Origin of the sequence: Streptomyces sp. NPDC048637, from assembly GCF_040650675.1 — a bacterium.
Taxonomy (GTDB): Bacteria; Actinomycetota; Actinomycetes; order Streptomycetales; family Streptomycetaceae; genus Streptomyces.
In genome coordinates, this window is sequence record NZ_JBEZHQ010000010.1 from 156,042 (window position 1) to 172,725 (window position 16,684).

Annotated in this window: 14 protein-coding genes; 5 read left to right on the forward strand and 9 right to left on the reverse strand. The window is 71.3% G+C overall.

Going from position 1 to position 16,684, the window contains the following annotated elements:
- Positions 1 to 41: 41 nt before the first annotated feature.
- Positions 42 to 596: a helix-turn-helix domain-containing protein gene (locus tag AB0C46_RS16025; protein ID WP_362828493.1), complete on the reverse strand. Its 555-nt coding sequence runs from the start codon at positions 594 to 596 to the stop codon at positions 42 to 44.
- 431 nt (positions 597 to 1,027) lie between these two features.
- Between AB0C46_RS16025 and AB0C46_RS16030 the strand changes: the two genes are divergently transcribed.
- The gene (locus AB0C46_RS16030) at positions 1,028 to 2,212 is read left to right on the forward strand and encodes an alpha/beta hydrolase-fold protein (protein WP_362828413.1); all 1,185 of its coding nucleotides are present in this window, start codon (positions 1,028 to 1,030) and stop codon (positions 2,210 to 2,212) included.
- Positions 2,213 to 2,286: 74 nt separating this feature from the next.
- On the opposite strand, the gene AB0C46_RS16035 is transcribed toward AB0C46_RS16030, so the two are convergent.
- Positions 2,287 to 4,056 (reverse strand): biotin carboxylase N-terminal domain-containing protein, encoded by a 1,770-nt coding sequence (locus tag AB0C46_RS16035; RefSeq protein WP_362828414.1) that lies wholly within the window; start codon positions 4,054 to 4,056, stop codon positions 2,287 to 2,289.
- Positions 4,057 to 4,580: 524 nt separating this feature from the next.
- On the opposite strand from AB0C46_RS16035, the gene AB0C46_RS16040 reads away from it, so the two are divergent.
- From AB0C46_RS16040 to AB0C46_RS16055, 4 genes are all read left to right on the forward strand, one after another.
- Positions 4,581 to 5,045, forward strand: a complete 465-nt coding sequence (locus tag AB0C46_RS16040) for a hypothetical protein (RefSeq protein WP_362828415.1) — start codon at positions 4,581 to 4,583, stop codon at positions 5,043 to 5,045.
- Positions 5,046 to 5,247: 202 nt separating this feature from the next.
- Entirely contained in the window at positions 5,248 to 6,222 is a 975-nt protein-coding gene (locus AB0C46_RS16045) for a serine/threonine protein kinase (protein WP_362828416.1), read from the forward strand.
- Between the two features lie 7 nt (positions 6,223 to 6,229).
- Positions 6,230 to 8,473 carry a protein kinase gene (locus AB0C46_RS16050; protein WP_362828417.1) on the forward strand — a complete coding sequence of 748 codons (2,244 nt, stop codon included), beginning with the start codon at positions 6,230 to 6,232 and terminating at the stop codon, positions 8,471 to 8,473.
- Positions 8,474 to 8,554: 81 nt separating this feature from the next.
- Complete coding sequence (locus AB0C46_RS16055; protein WP_362828418.1) at positions 8,555 to 10,669, forward strand: PQQ-binding-like beta-propeller repeat protein; 2,115 nt, start codon at positions 8,555 to 8,557, stop codon at positions 10,667 to 10,669.
- A 43-nt stretch (positions 10,670 to 10,712) separates the two neighbouring features.
- Here the strand turns inward: AB0C46_RS16055 and AB0C46_RS16060 are convergent, their stop codons facing one another.
- The 7 genes from AB0C46_RS16060 to AB0C46_RS16090 all read right to left on the reverse strand — a co-directional run bounded on the left by AB0C46_RS16060 (position 10,713) and on the right by AB0C46_RS16090 (position 16,652).
- Entirely contained in the window at positions 10,713 to 11,276 is a 564-nt protein-coding gene (locus AB0C46_RS16060; RefSeq protein ID WP_362828419.1) for a DJ-1/PfpI family protein, read from the reverse strand.
- A 51-nt stretch (positions 11,277 to 11,327) separates the two neighbouring features.
- Positions 11,328 to 12,158, reverse strand: coding sequence for an MOSC N-terminal beta barrel domain-containing protein (locus tag AB0C46_RS16065; RefSeq protein ID WP_362828420.1), 831 nt, complete (start codon positions 12,156 to 12,158; stop codon positions 11,328 to 11,330).
- Positions 12,159 to 12,251: 93 nt separating this feature from the next.
- Positions 12,252 to 12,863 carry a nucleoside triphosphate pyrophosphatase gene (locus AB0C46_RS16070; protein WP_362828421.1) on the reverse strand — a complete coding sequence of 204 codons (612 nt, stop codon included), beginning with the start codon at positions 12,861 to 12,863 and terminating at the stop codon, positions 12,252 to 12,254.
- Positions 12,864 to 12,906: 43 nt separating this feature from the next.
- Positions 12,907 to 14,391 (reverse strand): penicillin-binding protein 2, encoded by a 1,485-nt coding sequence (locus tag AB0C46_RS16075; protein WP_362828422.1) that lies wholly within the window; start codon positions 14,389 to 14,391, stop codon positions 12,907 to 12,909.
- A 160-nt stretch (positions 14,392 to 14,551) separates the two neighbouring features.
- Positions 14,552 to 14,680 carry a hypothetical protein gene (locus tag AB0C46_RS16080; protein ID WP_362828423.1) on the reverse strand — a complete coding sequence of 43 codons (129 nt, stop codon included), beginning with the start codon at positions 14,678 to 14,680 and terminating at the stop codon, positions 14,552 to 14,554.
- A gap of 129 nt (positions 14,681 to 14,809) precedes the next feature.
- Positions 14,810 to 15,022, reverse strand: a complete 213-nt coding sequence (locus tag AB0C46_RS16085) for an acyl-CoA carboxylase epsilon subunit (RefSeq protein WP_362828424.1) — start codon at positions 15,020 to 15,022, stop codon at positions 14,810 to 14,812.
- Positions 15,023 to 15,062: 40 nt separating this feature from the next.
- Positions 15,063 to 16,652 carry an acyl-CoA carboxylase subunit beta gene (locus tag AB0C46_RS16090; protein ID WP_362828425.1) on the reverse strand — a complete coding sequence of 530 codons (1,590 nt, stop codon included), beginning with the start codon at positions 16,650 to 16,652 and terminating at the stop codon, positions 15,063 to 15,065.
- Positions 16,653 to 16,684 lie beyond the last annotated feature (32 nt).

Here is a 16,684-nt window from a genome sequence, read left to right on the forward strand (position 1 = left end):
GGCGCGCCACAGGGGCGCGCCGGCCCGGCACAGGGGAGGCCCTACCGGCTCTCCGCTTTCAGCCCGCGCAGTGTGAGCGTCAGCAGCCGGTCGGCGAGCTGGGGGTCGTCCGGGGATTCCTCGGCGGCCAGCGCGATGCCGTTGGTCAGCTGCATCAGATCGCTGATGCTCACATCCGGGCGTACGGCCCCGGCCCGCTGGGCACGGGTCAGCAGTGCACCGCCGGCCTCCCGCATCGGCACGCAGCACCGCGCCATCCCCGAGCTGTCGTCCGCCGATGCCGTCATCAGCGCCCGCGACAGCCCGCGGTAGGTGGTGGCGTGGGTGATGATCGCGCGCAGCCACTCGACCAGCGCGGCGCACGGCTGCGGTGCGTCGGCCAGCTCCCTGGCGTGCGTCTGCAGGGCGTCCACCTCCCCCTGGAAGACCGCGCCCATCAGGGCGGTCCGGTTGGGGAAGTGCCGGTAGAGGGTGCCGATGCCGACGCCGGCGCGGCGCGCGATGTCCTCCAGTGAGGTGTCCGTGCCGTGTTCGGTGAAGGCCGTACGGGCCTCGGTCAGCAGCCGCTCGTAATTGCGGCGGGCATCGGCCCGCATGGGGCGCACGTCCGGCGTCCGCGCCGGTGCGGTCGCCGCCGGGCCCGTCGTCTGCGGCTGCCCTGCCGTCTCGGTCGCCATCGCCGTCCTCCCTCGACCCGGCCGGTTGCGGCCCGGTGGCTCCAGGATGCCATTGCGTAATCGGCGGCTGCCCCGGTGCCGTCGGCAGGGCTTATCGGAGGAAACCTCCGAATGTCCGGGAGCGGTCCCGCCGCGCCCGCCCGGTGGCCGTCCGGCAGACCCGCGATGAAGTCCCGGCATCCCCCGGTGGTCGCCCGGCCGAACACCTCGGCGGACCCGCAACGCCGCGCCGCCACGCGCCATCAAACCAGGCGCAATGAGGTCTTCCGGGGTCTTCGGGAGGCGCGGGAGGACGCCGTGACGGACCGCCGGGGAAGCGGGCGCGGCGCGGGACATCTGGGGAAAACGTCATGGGACTGACCAGTCGATCGCTGTTGTACGCCGTGGCCGCGGTCGCCGTGGTCTGTGTGGGCCTCACGCTCTGGCTGTGGCCACGGTTCGCCGGGCGCGGGCCGCGGGCACTGCTGGGGCGGCTCGGCTCGATCGTCGCGACCCAGCTGACCATCGTGGCGGCGCTCGGCCTGGTGGTGAACACCAACTTCCAGTTCTACGCCTCGTGGCACGAGCTGCTCGGGCTGTACGACGACGCACCGGCCGCCGTCGGCAAATGGGGCGACCAGGGTGCGGCGGGGCCCGTCGGCGACCCGTCGAAGGGCCTCGTACAGACCTCGGGGCCGGAGGGCCTGGAGAAGGTGCACGGTCTGCCGAAGGGGGCGCCGGAGCAGACGGGCAGGGTCGAGACCGTACGGATCGTCGGCAAGCGGACCCGGGCCGTGAACCCGGCGTACGTCTATCTGCCGCCGCAGTACTTCCAGCCCCAGTACGCCCGCCAGCGGTTCCCCGTCATCGTCGCGCTCAGCGGCTACCCCGGCGGCACCTTCCTGCTCGGCCAGCATCTGCGGCTGCCGCAGACCGCCGGCCGGCTGATCCGGGCCGGCCAGATGCAGCCGACCGTCATCGTGATGCTGCGCCCCACCATCGCCCCGCCCCGCGACACCCAGTGCGTCGATGTGCCGGGCGGCCCGCAGGCCGAGACGTTCTTCGCCCGCGATGTGCCGGACGCGCTCAAGTCGCACTACCGCGTCGGCCACGACCCCGGCGGCTGGGGCCTCCTGGGCTACTCCTCGGGCGGCAGCTGCGCCCTCCAGCTCACCATGCGGCACGACCGTACGTACACCGCGGCGGCCGCCCTCTCGCCCGACTACAAGGTCCGCAACGACGCCACGACCGGCAACCTCTTCGGTGAGGGCCGCGACCGGGTGCGCCGCCGCCAGGAACTCGACCTGATGTGGCGTCTGCAGCATCTGCCCGCACCCCGGGTGAACGTCCTGGTGGGCACCAGCAAGACCGGCGAGAAGAACTATCCGGCGGCCAAGGCCTTCCTCGCCGCCGTCAAACCACCGATGAAGGCGGACTCCATCGTCCTCGACCACGGCAGCCACAACTTCGCCACCTGGCGACGCGAGCTGCCCGCCGCGCTCCAGTGGATGAACAGGACGCTGACCTTTCCGGAGGACGTGGTGGGGAACTCGTAGCGGCGCGGAACGGACGAGGGGCTCCCGGCGGCAGTGCCGGGAGCCCCTCGTCCGTCTGGCGGGATGCCGCCGCGTCAGTCCTTGATCTCGCAGATCACCGCGCCGGACGTGAGGGCGGCGCCGACCTCGGCGGTCAGGCCCTTGACGGTGCCGGAGCGGTGGGCGTTGAGCGGCTGCTCCATCTTCATGGCCTCCAGGACGACGACCAGCTCGCCCTCGGTGACCTGCTGGCCCTCCTCGACGGCGACCTTGACGATGGTGCCCTGCATCGGGGAGGCGAGCGCGTCGCCGGAGGCGGCGCCGCCGGACTTCTTGGCGGCCTTGCGCTTCGGCTTGGCGCCGCCGGCGACCGCGGCCCGGGCCAGCGGCATGCCCAGCGAGGACGGCAGCGAGACCTCCAGGCGCTTGCCGCCGACCTCGACGACGACCGTCTCACGGCTGTCGGTCTCGGCCTCGTCCGCGCCGGGTGCGGCGAACGGGGGGATCTCGTTGACGAACTCGGTCTCGATCCAGCGGGTGTGGACCGTGAACGGGTCGGCGGAGCCGGTGAGTTCGGGGGCGAAAGCCGGGTCCTGGACGACCGTGCGGTGGAAGGGGATGGCGGTGGCCATGCCCTCGACGGTGAACTCCGCGAGCGCGCGGGCGGCACGCTGCAGGGCCTGCTGACGGGTGGCGCCGGTGACGATCAGCTTGGCCAGCAGGGAGTCCCAGGCCGGGCCGATGACCGAACCGGACTCCACGCCCGCGTCCAGGCGGACACCGGGGCCGGACGGGGCGTCGAACCGGGTGACCGTGCCGGGGGCCGGGAGGAAGTTGCGGCCCGGGTCCTCACCGTTGATCCGGAACTCGAAGGAGTGGCCGCGGACCGCCGGGTCGTCGTAGCCGAGCTTCTCGCCGTCGGCGATCCGGAACATCTCACGGACCAGGTCGAGGCCGGTGACCTCCTCGGTGACCGGGTGCTCGACCTGCAGACGGGTGTTGACCTCCAGGAAGGAGATCGTGCCGTCCTGCCCGACGAGGAATTCGCAGGTGCCGGCGCCCTCGTAGCCGGCCTCCTTGAGGATGGCCTTGGACGCGCGGTACAGCTCCGCGTTCTGCTCCTCCGTCAGGAACGGGGCGGGAGCCTCCTCCACCAGCTTCTGGTGGCGGCGCTGCAGGGAGCAGTCACGGGTCGAGACCACGACCACATTGCCGTGCTTGTCGGCCAGGCACTGGGTCTCGACATGCCGCGGACGGTCCAGGTAACGCTCGACGAAGCACTCGCCACGGCCGAACGCGGCGACCGCCTCGCGCACCGCGGAGTCATACAGCTCCGGAACCTCTTCGAGCGTACGGGCCACCTTCAGACCGCGGCCGCCGCCACCGAAGGCCGCCTTGATCGCGATGGGCAGGCCGTGCTCCTTGGCGAAGGCCACGACCTCCTCCGAGCCGGAGACCGGGTCGGGCGTGCCGGCGACCAGCGGCGCACCGGCACGCTGGGCGATGTGCCGCGCGGCGACCTTGTCGCCGAGGTCACGGATGGCCTGCGGGGGCGGGCCGATCCACGTCAGCCCGGCATCCAGGACGGCCTGCGCGAACTCGGCGTTCTCCGACAGGAAGCCGTACCCGGGGTGGATGGCGTCCGCGCCCGAATCGGCGGCGGCAGCCAGGACCTTGGCGATGTCCAGGTAACTGGTGGCAGGAGTGTCACCGCCCAAGGCGTACGCCTCGTCTGCCGCGCGTACGTGCAGTGCGTCCCGGTCGGGGTCGGCGTAGACGGCTACGCTGCCGATCCCCGCGTCCCGGCATGCACGGGCAACGCGAACAGCGATTTCGCCACGGTTGGCGATGAGCACCTTGCGCACGATGGGTCCTTCCTTGGCGCTTCGCCGCATCTATTGGATGCCGCGATTTTAGGGACTGGCGACACCGCGTGCCGACCCGTTCCCTGGGGTGAGCTTGCCCACACGGAGTGTGCTCGGGGCGCCAGTGAGGAACCTAAGTCCCCTGGTATCCCAGGGTAGGCCCGGATTCCTGGGCTCCGGCCCGCGTCCTGGTGTGGCCTAGGTCTCGAACTTTGGACGTCCAGCGAATCGTCAATTCTTTGTGGAGTCCCTACGAATGGGCGAAGGAAACTTTGCGGTCCGCTCCGTCCGTCGGCGCGCCGACGGTCTCGTGCCCGCAGTCGTCCACACCCACCCGTGCACCACCCTTGCCCAGCTTTTACCTTCCGCTTTTACCTTCCGCCAAGGTCTTCCCGAGCAGGGGGGACCCCCATGTAGCGTGCGCGATGTCCTGTACCCCGCGGTAACAGGGGCACCAGCGGCATCAGGCGTCCACAAGGGCGCATCGGGCTCGGCAACGGCGGAAGTGGGTGGACGGGGTGAGGGTGGCACGACGGCCGGTGGCCTTGGCCGCGGCGGTGGTACTGATCCTGGAGGCGTTCGGGATCGTGCTGCTCAACTGGATTCTGAGCATCGTCGTGGACCGGCAGCAGATGTCCCTGGCCGGTCTGCAGCCCCGCGCGATGTCCACCGGCTCCTGGATCGGCGGCATTGTCTTCGGCCTCTACCTGCTCTTCTGCGCTGTCGTTCTGCTCCGCTGCGCCCTGCGCGACCGCGCCCCCGGCGGCTTCACCCGTATCGCCCTCATCAGCTGCGCGGTGGTACACGGCCTCCTGGGCGCCTTCGCCGTCGGTCTGGTCGGCTGGGTCGCCTTCCTCGCGATGATGGTCGTGCTGGGGCTGCTGGTGCTGACGCTGATGGCGTACGGCGAAGGCCTGACCGGAGACGCGCAAGGAAACGCGGAAAACCCCCCGAACGGCGCACCGCCGGTGGCCCCCACGTCCGCCTGACGCCCTTCCCGCTTCCCGCTCCCCGCTTCCCGCTCCCCGCTTCCCGCTCCCCGCTTCCCGCTCCCCGCCCGGCGGCCGGGTCCGCCCCTCCCCGACCAGGCCCGAACTCCCCGTACCCCAGGGCGTATCGACTCCCCCGGGGCCGTGTGACACGCCCGGGTAGGCTCTTCGCGCGATGTCATAGGACGGGGGGATGATGCGCATGTCTGCATCGGTTACGGGTGCGGAGGGCCGGGCGCGAAGGAGCGCGATAGGTCCCTACGCGGTTTTGAGGGGGCTGGATGACGAAGCGTCCGGCATACCCGTACCGGAACGGCGGTTCATCGGACGGAGCGCGGACGGCGACCGTACGGTCCTGATCGGGGTGCCGTTGCCGGGCGCCGACCCCGGGCGGTTCCTGGCCGAGGGGGAGACCTCGCGCTATCTGCTCGGACCCTGGTCCTCGCCGGCCGGCGAGGTCGCCGCAGCCGGTGACGCTCCCTGGCACGCCCGCCCGTACGTGCCCGCGCTCCCGCTGCCCGCCGCGCTCACCGTGCACGGCGGCCCGCTGCCCGAGCGCACCGTACGGGCCCTCGGCGCGGCCCTCGCCGAAACCCTGGCCATCGGGCACGGGCAGGGCCTGGCCCATGCCGGTGTGTCGCCCGCGGCCGTGCTGCTGGCGGCCGACGGGCCCCGGCTGACGTGCTTCGGGGCGGTACGGGCCGCCGCCGAGGACGGCACCCCGCGCTCCGGGCTGCCGGGCCTGGAGTCGGGCAGCCTGCCGCCGGAACAGGCGAACGGCGGGCGACCGCATCCGACGGGCGACATCTACGCACTCGGCGCGACGCTCGCCTATGCCGCGACCGGGTACACCGTGCCGGAGCGGGAAGAGCTCCCGGCCGCCCTGCGGACCGTCGTCACGGCCTGTCTGTCCCGGGACCCGGCGGCCCGCCCGCGCCCCGCCGAACTGCTCGATGTGCTCAGCCCGCTCGCCGGGCCGCCCGCGCCGGGAGCCGGGAGCGCCGCCGGACCGCCGCCCCCCGCCACGGCGCCCGACGCCGCCGGAGACCCGGTCGGCCGCGCCGCCGCCCTGCTCGGTCCCGGCTGGCTGCCCGGCCGGATCATCGCGGCCCTCGCCCGCCAGTCGGCCGAGCTGCTCGCCGTCACCCTCCCGGTTCCGCCCGCCCCACAGGACTGACACCCCCATGCCCTTCCCTCTCGCCCATGACGACCCGCCCGGCCTGGGCACCTACCGCCTCATCGCCCGGCTGGGCAGCGGCGGTATGGGCACCGTCTATCTGGCCCGCTCCCCGGGCGGCCGGACCCTGGCGCTCAAGACGATGCACGCCCGGATCGCCACCACCACCGAATTCCGTACCCGGTTCCGGCTGGAGGCGGATGCCGCCCGGGTCATCGGCGGCCGCTACGGCGCACAGGTCGTCGAGGCCGATCCGCTCGCCGAGACCCCCTGGATGGCCACCGAGTACGTGCTCGGCCCGCCCCTCGACGACGCGGCGGAACTCGCCGGGCCGCTGCCCGAGGTGTCGGTACGCGCCCTGGGGGCGGCGCTGTGCGCGGCGCTCGGCCAGCTCCATCGGTCGGATGTCGTGCACCGTGACCTCAAGCCGTCGAACATCATGGTCACGGCGCACGGCCCGAAGGTCATCGACTTCGGTATCGCCCGCGCCCTCGGCGACGACCGGCTGACGCACACCGGTGCCGCGGTCGGCACCCCCGCGTTCATGTCGCCGGAGCAGGCCACCGGGCAGGAGCACACCCCGGCCGGAGATGTCTTCGCGCTCGCCGGGGTCCTGGTCTTCGCCGCCACCGGCCGCGGCCCGTTCGGCGACGGCCGGCCCGCCGACCTCCTCTACCGCGTGCGCTACAGCGAGCCCGACCTCACCGGCACCCCCGCGGCCCTCGTCCCGGTCCTGTCCCGCGCTCTGGCCAAGGACCCCGCCGAGCGCCCGACCACCGCCGAACTGGCCGCCCAACTCCATGACGGCAGTGGTGAGTTCGCCGAGCTGCTGCCGGATGCGGTGCTCGCCGAGATCGGGCGGCGGGCGAGCGAGGTCTGGCAGGTCGTGCCGCAGCGGCTGCCCGCACCGTCGGACCAGCCGGCGACCGTGCCGTCCGCCGGCGTCCCCGCCGCCCGCGGCCTGTCCCGCCGGGGGCTGCTGAGGGCGGGCGCGGGCTCGGTACTCGGCGTCGCGGGGGCCGGGGCGGGCGTGTGGGCCTGGCTGGGACGGGACGAGCCGGACCCGGGTTCCGGCACCGGGCCGGGGTACACCAAGCCGAAGCCGGGGCCGAGCGTCAGCGCGCTGAAGAAGAAAAAGCTGGACTCGGTGTGGCAGAAGCAGGTCGGCGGCCCCGACAGCTCCCAGAACCCCGAAGTGCCCCTGTCGGTCGGCGACCAGGTCGTCATGGTGGCCCATGCCGAGGCGCGCGGTATGGACGCGAAGTCCGGTGAGTCCCGGTGGACGTTCTCGCTGTATGTGGATTCCGCCTGGCAGGTCGCCTCGGACGGCGCCCGCGTCTACCGGATCGCGAGGGGCGAGGAACACGATGCGGACGGCAGGCTGAAGTCCGTTGAGGACTTCCTTGCCCGTGTCGACCTCGCCACGGGCAAGGCCGGCAAGCAGCTCGCCCCGGTGTCGGACGACCAATTCAACGGCCTCATCAGCCGGTTGCTGGCCGTCGCCGGCGACACGGCCTACCTGGCGATCTCACACGGGAAGATCAAGCGGTACGAACGCCTGCTGCCCTGGTCCGTGATAGCCGTGAACCTCAGCACGGGAAGCCGGAGGTGGACGGACCCGCTGCCGTTCCATTCCGCCAAGAGCGACGAGAACCACTTCCTGTCCGCCAAGGTCGTCGGCAACCTCCTGGTGCTCCTGCAGATGATGAACGACGGCAAGGTCCGGATCGTCGCACGCGACACCCGTACCGGGAAGGTGGTCTGGGACAAGCCGTGGAAGGGCGCCGACCAGCGGTTCGTACGGGACCCGCTCGCGGCCGATGACAAGCACCTCTACCTGGGGTACGGCCTGTTGCGGGCGCTGCGGCTGAGCGACGGAGGACCGGCGTGGGACACGGCCGCCACCCGGCCCGGGAAGACGTACGGACCGCCGATCCTGAAGGACGGTGGGCTGTACGCGGTGGAGAAGGGCCTCGGCCTGGTCGCGTTCGGCACCGGCAGCGGGAAGCCGCGGTGGGCGGAGAAGAGCGCGGAGGGCCCGCGGGCGGACCACGTCGTACGCCCGGTGATCGGCTCCGAGTACGCCTATACGTACAGCAAGACCGACAAGACCCTCCGGGCCGTCGGCCTCACCTCGCACACCACCGAGCAGCAGTACAAGACCAGCGGGAACAGGTTCAGCGCCCATGAGAAGAGCCGGTTGGTCATCGCGTCCGGCCCCCACTTCCTCGCCGGCTTCCCCCTCCGCTGAACTCGCCGGAACACGTCACCACACGTCAGAACACGTCAGCACTCCCTGAACTCGCCTGAACTCGCCTGAAGGACACCGCCCATGAAACCGCTCGGCACCGGCGACCCGCTGCGCCTCGGCCCGTACCGCCTGCTCGGCGTGCTCGGGGAGGGCGGTATGGGCAAGGTCTACGTCGGCCAGGACACCGGAGGCACCGTCGCCGCGGTCAAGGTCCTGCGGCCCGAGCTCACCGGCGAGGCGAACCTCGCCCGCCGCTTCGTCCGCGAGGCGCAGGCGGCGACGGCCGTGACGAGCAAGGGCGTGGCCCGCGTGCTGGGCACGGACACGGAGGGCGGCCGCCCGTGGATCGCCACCGAGTTCCTGGCCGGCCCGACCCTCGACGAGGCCGTCGAGGCATACGGCCCCTTCGACGAACCCGCCGTACGCGCCCTCGCCGCGTCGATCGCGCACACCCTCGCGGACATCCACGCCACCGGCCTGATCCACCGCGACCTCAAGCCCCCGAACATCGTCCTGACATCGAGCGGTCCGCGTGTCATCGACTTCGGTATCGCCCGCCCCGAGCACGGGCTGACCCTGACCACCACCGGACAGGTCCCGGTCACCCCCGGCTACGGCGCGCCCGAACAGGTCCTGGGCCGCCGGGTCGCGTCCCCCGCCGACGTCTTCTCGCTGGGCGCCGTCCTCGTCCACGCGGCCAGCGGCCGACGGGCCTTCGACGGCGGTCACATCGCCGCGCTCCAGTACAAGGTGGTCCACGACGAGCCCGACCTGACCGGCGTCCCGGAAGCGCTGCGCCCGCTCATCGCCCCCCTCCTGGCCAAAGACCCGGCCGTCCGTCCCACCCCCGCTCAGATCACCGCTGCCTTCGCACCGCCGCGCGGCGCCGAACGGGCCTGGCGGCGCGGCCCGGTGAGCCAGGCGATCAAGGAGCGGGAGAGCGGAATCCATGAGCTGACCACTGCGGTCAACGGGGCGACGGGCCCAGGGCAGGTCTCCCGCCGCCGGCTGCTCACCGGCCTGGCCGCGGGCGGAGTGGTCCTCGCCGCGGGCGGCGGAGCGGCGGCCGCCTGGTGGCCGCAATCGCCCAGGAAAAAGGTCGATCTCTTCTCCTTCCCGCCCGCCGTCAAGACGCCCAAGGCGCATGCGCTGAACCTGGACGACGGCGACATGATCGTCGGCGGGTCGCCGAAGGAACTGTGGGCCCTGCACCTCCTCGCCGGCAACACCCCGGCGCCACTGCCCGTACGGGACGTCATAGTCTTCGGCCCCACCGGTGGCGGGATCGCCGCCCACAACGTCGTGGACGGCAAACGCCGTTGGGCCGCCCCCGGCATCAAGGCCAGCGGCCGCTATGTGTCCCTCTCGGACCGTCTGATCGCGGCCGTCGACGCCGACGGGACGCTGCGCACCTTTGTCCCGTCCACGGGGGAGCCGCGGTGGACCGCCGAAGCCGGCGCCGAGGCCGTGCTGGCCGCCGACGACACGGCCGTCTACGTGCTGACCAAGGACGACCGGCTGCGCGCCGTCAGCCGTTCCGATGCCACGATCCGCTGGACCGTGCCCCTCGACAAGCCCTTCCGCAAGGCCAACCTGCCCGGTGTCATTGCCCATGGCCGCTTGGTTCTGGGCACCTACCAGGGCAATGTCCTCGCCGTGCACACCGCGAACGGCCGCCGGGCGTGGGACCTGCGCGGCCAGTCCGACACGATCATCCGCCCGGCCTGCCACGGCAGCACCGTCTACCTCCACGGCAAGTCGATGACGGCCCGCAGGATCACCGACGGCAAGGAGCTCTGGACGGTCCGCAGGCGCGCCCTGGCACCCTCCTTGGACACGCCGCCCTACGCCGAATGGGGTCCGGTGACCGCCACGGCGGACGCCTTGTACGCCGCGCACCAGGGCTATCTCGGCGTCGATACCTCAGGACCGGACAAGTGGCGTCCCGGCGACGGCAGTTACGAGTTCATGCTCCACGGCAGTTCCAACCTCTACAGCCCCGTGGTCCGTCAGGGGAACGGGCTGTGGATGATCGCGGGCGACGAGTCGGGCGGGGTCGACGCGGTGGACCCGGAGGACGGCGATCTGGTCTGGTCGTACAAGGTGGGTAAGGGCGACCGCCAGAGCCTGGTGGCCGACGGCAACCGCGTCTTCGCCATGAGCGACGACTCGCTCTACGCCCTGCCGGTGTTCTGACCTCCGCCGTCCGGGGGCGTCGCCGCCCTCCCCGCCCCGGCCGCTACTTCACCGGCGCATGCTCCCGCAGCACCTCCACGAACGCCCGCATCCACTCGGGGTGGTCGTTCCAGGCGCGGGCCGAGACGACCTTGCCGTCGACCACTGCCGCGCCGTCGACGTAGATGCCGCCGCCCATCTCCACGTCCGGTGCGCAGGCCGGGTAGGCGGAGGTGCGGCGGCCCTTGAGGACACCCAGCGGGGCCAGCGAGATGGCCGCGTGGCAGATGTGGGCGACGGGCTTGTCGGCGTCGAAGAAGTGGGTGACGACGCGTCGGTAGTCGGCGTCGTTGCGGAGGTATTCGGGTGCCCGGCCGCCGGGGAGCACCAGGGCCGCGTAGTCGGCCGGATCGACCTCGGACAGCGCGAGGTCGGACGGCCAGGAGTGGCCCTCGCGCTCCACGTAGGTGTCGAAGTTGTCGACGAAGTCATGGACGACGAACTGGAGTTTCTTTCGCGAGAGGGCCGCGATCCGGGGCTCGTACCCCTCTTCCAGCAGCCGCTGGTAGGGGTAGAAGAACTCCAGGTCCTCGGTGGCGTCACCGGCGATCAGCAGGATCTTCGGCATGGTGCGGACTCCTCACGATGGTGTCGATCAGGGCGATCGAGTCGTTTCGGATCAATCGGTTCCCCACTCGGTGACCTCGAATGCGTCGCCCACCGCGAGCTTTCCGGTCTCCAGCACCGAGAACTTCGACCCGAACGCCACCCCGCCCTCGGGCACCCGCCGGTACGAGGCGAGCGTGCGCAGCGGCTCGGGCCCCGCCTTGCCGCCTGTCCGCTGGTCGACGAGGGTGACCGCGCAGCGGATGGCGAGCTTGGCGAAGCCCAGCACACCGCCGCCGACGGTGACGCGTCGCGCCCGGTCCTCGGTCGCCGGTGCGTCCCACCCGTCCACCACGAGATTGGGCCGGAAACGGTCCATCGGGACCGGTGGGCGGCCGGCGGCGGCGATCCGGCGGTTGAGGTCGTCGAGGGTGGCCAGGGAGAGGACGTGCAGCGGGCTGCTGTCGGCGAAGCCGGAGGTGCCGGGGGTCAGCCCGTCCGTCACCCGGTCGTGCTCCGGCGGTACGCGCACCAGCCGGCTCTCCGCGCCCAGGACTTCGGACAGCCAGCCGGCCGCCCCGTCCCCCTGGTCGACCGCGCGGTACGGCGCTCCGAACATCCCGACCTCGGACCGGGCCGCCGAGCCGGTGCCGAAGTCGATGTCCAGACGGAGGGGGGCGCTGCCCGGCGCGTGCAGGGTGAGGCGCGCCCCGTCGGCGCTGACCTCCGGCCGGACCACCGCCAGCCGGGGATCCTTGCGCTGGCTCCGGAAGACGCCTCCGGGGCCGACGACCAGGAAAGTGCGGTCGTGGCGGAGGCCGGCCGGGGTGAGTTCCGCCTCGGCCGCCGGGACGCCGGCGCAGCCCTTGACGGGGTAGCTGATCAGTTCGACAACTGTGGGCATGGGGGCAGCGTAGAGGCCGGACGTGCGCCCTTTCCGGCCTTTACCGCCGGTGGCTGCATCCCGCCGCGGGCCGCCCGGCGCCGGGGGCGACGCTCAGGTCCACAGCTCGGTGATCGCCACGTCCAGGTCGGCGAGCAGCCGGCGCAGCAGCGGCAGGGAGAGGCCGATGACATTGCCGGGGTCGCCGTCGATGCCGTCGATGAAGGGGGCGGAGCGGCCGTCGAGGGTGAAGGCACCCGCGACGAAGAGCGGTTCGCCGCTCTCGACGTAGGCGGCGATCTCCGCGTCGGACGGTTCGCCGAAGCGGACCGTGGTCGAGGCGGTGGCGGCCACCCGGCGGCCGGTCGCGGTGTCGATGACGCAGTGGCCGGTCTGCAGGACGCCGGAGCGGCCGCGCATGGACTTCCAGCGGGCGGTGGCGTCCTCGGCGTCGGCGGGCTTGCCGAGCGCCCGCCCGTCCAGCTCCAGGACCGAGTCACAGCCGACGATCAGGGCACCGGCGGCCCCCGGGCGGGCGGCGACCGCGTCGGCCTTCGCCTCGGCCAGCACCCGGGCCAGCTCACCGGGCGTGGCAGCGGTGAGCGCATCCTCATCGACGCCGCTGACGATCACCTCGGGGGCCAGCCCGGCCTGGCGCAGCAGGGCCAGCCGGGCGGGGGACTGGGAGGCGAGGACGAGACGGCGGGGGCGGGACTCTTCGGTCATGCCCGCCATCGTACGGAGCCCCCGGCGCCGGCGCGGCGCCCGGCTACTTCTTGAGCACGGCCTCCATGACCGCCTTCGCGATCGGCCCGCCCAGCTTGCCGCCGGCGATCTCCGACCGGGGGATGTCCATGTCCTTGGGGTCGACGAAGACGGCGACCGCCACCGGGGAGCTGCCGTCGCTCTGCTTGGCGTAGGAGACGAACCAGGCGTAGGGGCGCTCGTCGTTGACGTTCGCGCCGTGCTGGGCGGTGCCGGTCTTGCCGCCGACGGTCACCCCGTCGATCGCGGCCTTCTTGGCGGTGCCCTCGTTGACGGTGTACTCCATCATCTCCTGCACCTTCTTCGCGGTGTCGGCGGAGACGGCCTGGGACATCATCTTCGGCTCGATCTTCTCGATCGTCGACAGGTCGGAGCCGCGCACCTCGTCGACGAGGTGCGGCATCATCACCTTGCCGTCGTTCGCCAGGCCGGCGGCCACCATCGCCATCTGCATCGGCGTGCTGGTGAGGCTGCCCTGGCCCATACCGGTCAGCGCGGTCTGCGGCTTGTCGAGCTCCTTCGGGTAGAGGCTCTTGGTGGCCAGCAGGTCCCCGAAGTCCTCGTCGTAGACATTGGCGTTGAAGCCGAACTTCTCGGCGGTCTCGCGCATCTTGTCCTTGCCGACCTTCAGCGCGGTGTCGAGGAAGACGTTGTTGCACGACCACTGCATACCGGTCTTCAGCGAGGCCTTGTCACAGGGCGCACCCGCGACATCGTTCCCGATCTTCGTGGTGCTCTGCGGCAGCTGGTACGGGGCGGCCGCACCCGACGACGCGTTGATGTCGGAGACCACGCCGTGCTCCAGGGCCGCCGCCGCGGTGAGGATCTTGAAGGTGGAGCCGGGGGCGAAGGTCTCGCGCAGTGCCCGGTTGCTCAGCGGCTTGCTCTTGTCGGCGTCCAGCGCCTTGAACTTCCGGCCTTCGGCGTTGGAGATGCCGGTGAAGGCCGACGGGTCGTAGGAGGGGGTGGAGGCGAGCGCGAGGACCTTGCCGTCGCGCGGGTCGAGCGCGACCACCGCACCCTTGGCGTTGAGGTCGGTCAGGGCCTTGTACGCGGCCTTCTGCGCCTTGGGGTCGATGGTGGTGATCACATCGCCGCCGCGCGGCTTTTCGCCGGTCAGGATGTCCTTGGCGTTCTTGAGGGCGAGCCGGTCGTCCTTGCCGCTGAGCACCTTGTTGTAGATGCCCTCCAGGAAGGACGTCCCCTGGGCCTGGGAGGCGAACCCGGTGATCGGCGCGTACATCGGACCGTCCTTGTACGTCCGCTTGTACTTGAAGTCACCGGAGGTCGCCACCGAGCCGGTGACCGGCTGGCCGCCGACGATGATGTTGCCGCGCGGGTAGGAGAACGCCTCGATCTTGACGCGGCGGTTGTTCGGGTCGTTGGCGAGCTCTTCACCCTGGACGAACTGGACCCATGTCGCGCGGGCCAGCAGTGCCAGCACCAGCACCCCGCAGAAGACGGCTATATGCCTCAGCGGCCTGTTCATGGCTCTCCCACTCCCGTCCGGCTGCCGCCTTGGCGGCCGACCGCCCGAATTGAGCTGTCGAGAGGGAAAGAGGCAAATTCGGCGCGAGCGGTTGCAGCCGGGAACTGTGAGCGTCGCCTCTCCGTGTGCGGGAACGGTGATTCCGCCGCCTGCGGGACGGCTATCTCCCCGCGAGCAGGACCATCAGCACCACCACGGCCACGGCCAGCACAATGCCCATCCGGTGGAGCTTGGCCTGCACATCGCGCAGCTCCTCAGGAGGCTCATCGGGCGGATCTGACCACAGCATGTATCGATCCTGAGCCCGTCGCGCCCGTGGCGCCTGAGTACGCGTACTCAGGCGCCACGGGCGCAAAGGACTAGTCAATGCACTATGCACCGACCCGGCGGGGCCCGGTGGCCACGCGACGTCAGCCCGTCAGTGCGGCCAGTAACTCGTCCGCCAGGCCCGCGGCCCCGGATGCGGCATACGGGACCGCGCCGGAACCGTGGACGCGGGGTCCGACCACTCGGTGCCGTGATCCGCTTTTCCGGGCGCGACGGCAGCGGCGGCCGCCGCGCGGGCCTGTACCACCGCCAGTGCGGCGGCCAGCTCCTCAGGGGTGGGATTGCCCCGTACGACCTTGATCATGGAGAACGGCTCCCTTCGCTGGTTCCGCTGGTTCTGCCGGTCAGAGCGGGATGTTGCCGTGCTTCTTCGGCGGCAGCGCCTCGCGCTTGTTGCGCAGCGTGCGCAGCCCGCGGACGATGTGCCGGCGCGTCTCGGACGGCATGATCACCGCGTCGACATAGCCGCGCTCGGCCGCGACGTACGGGTTGAGCAGGGTGTCCTCGTACTCCTGGATCAGCTCCTGGCGCCGCTCGTCCTGCGCGGCCGGGTCCTCGATCGCGGCCAGCGTGCGGCGGTGCAGGATGTTGACCGCGCCCTGCGCGCCCATGACGGCGATCTGCGCGGTCGGCCAGGCCAGGTTGAGGTCCGCCCCCAGGTGCTTGGAGCCCATGACGTCGTACGCGCCGCCGAACGCCTTACGCGTGATGACCGTGATCAGCGGGACCGTCGCCTCGGCGTAGGCGTAGATCAGCTTGGCGCCGCGCCGGATGATCCCGTCGTACTCCTGGTCCGTGCCCGGCAGGAAGCCCGGCACGTCCACGAAGGTGATCACCGGGATGTTGAACGCATCGCAGGTCCGCACGAAGCGGGCGCCCTTCTCCGACGCGTCGATGTTGAGGCAGCCGGCGAACTGCATCGGCTGGTTCGCGACGATGCCCACCGGATGCCCCTCGACCCGCCCGAAGCCGGTCAGGATGTTCGGCGCGAACAGCGGCTGGGTCTCCAGGAATTCGTGGTCGTCCAGGACGTGCTCGATCGCGGTATGCATGTCGTACGGCTGGTTGGCCGAATCCGGGATCAGGACATCCAGCTCGCGGTCGGTGTCCGAGGTCTCCAGGTCCGCCTCCTCCGGGAAGGCCGGCGGCTCGGAGAGGTTGTTGGACGGCAGGTAGGACAGCAGCCCCTTGACGTACTCGATGGCGTCCTTCTCGTCGCCCGCCATGTGGTGCGCCACACCCGAGGTGGTGTTGTGCGTCCGGGCGCCGCCCAGCTCCTCGAAGCCGACGTCCTCACCCGTGACCGTCTTGATGACGTCAGGACCGGTGATGAACATGTGCGAGGTCTGGTCGACCATGACCGTGAAGTCGGTGATGGCGGGGGAGTACACCGCGCCACCCGCACAGGGCCCGACGATCAGCGAGATCTGCGGCACCACACCCGACGCATGCACATTGCGCCGGAAGATCTCCGCGAACAGACCGAGCGCGGCCACGCCCTCCTGGATCCGGGCCCCGCCGCCGTCATTGATCCCGACGACCGGGCACCCGTTCTTCAGCGCGAAGTCCATCACCTTGACGATCTTCTCGCCGTAGACCTCACCCAGCGACCCGCCGAAGATCGTGAAGTCCTGCGAATAGACGCACACCGGCCGCCCGTCGACGGTGCCGTAACCGGTGACGACGCCGTCCCCGTACGGACGGTTCTTCTCGATTCCGAAGTTGGTCGACCGGTGCCGCGCGAACTCGTCCAGCTCGACGAACGAGCCCTCGTCCAGCAGCAGATCGATGCGCTCACGCGCCGTCAACTTCCCCTTCGCATGCTGCTTTTCCACTGCACGGGCGGAACCGGCATGCGTGGCTTCTTCGACCCGTCGCTGCAGATCCGCCAATTTGCCCGCGGTGGTGTGGATGTTTGCTTCCGGCTCGGACATCGGGATGCGGCTCCTGCTCGTCCTGGACTGGT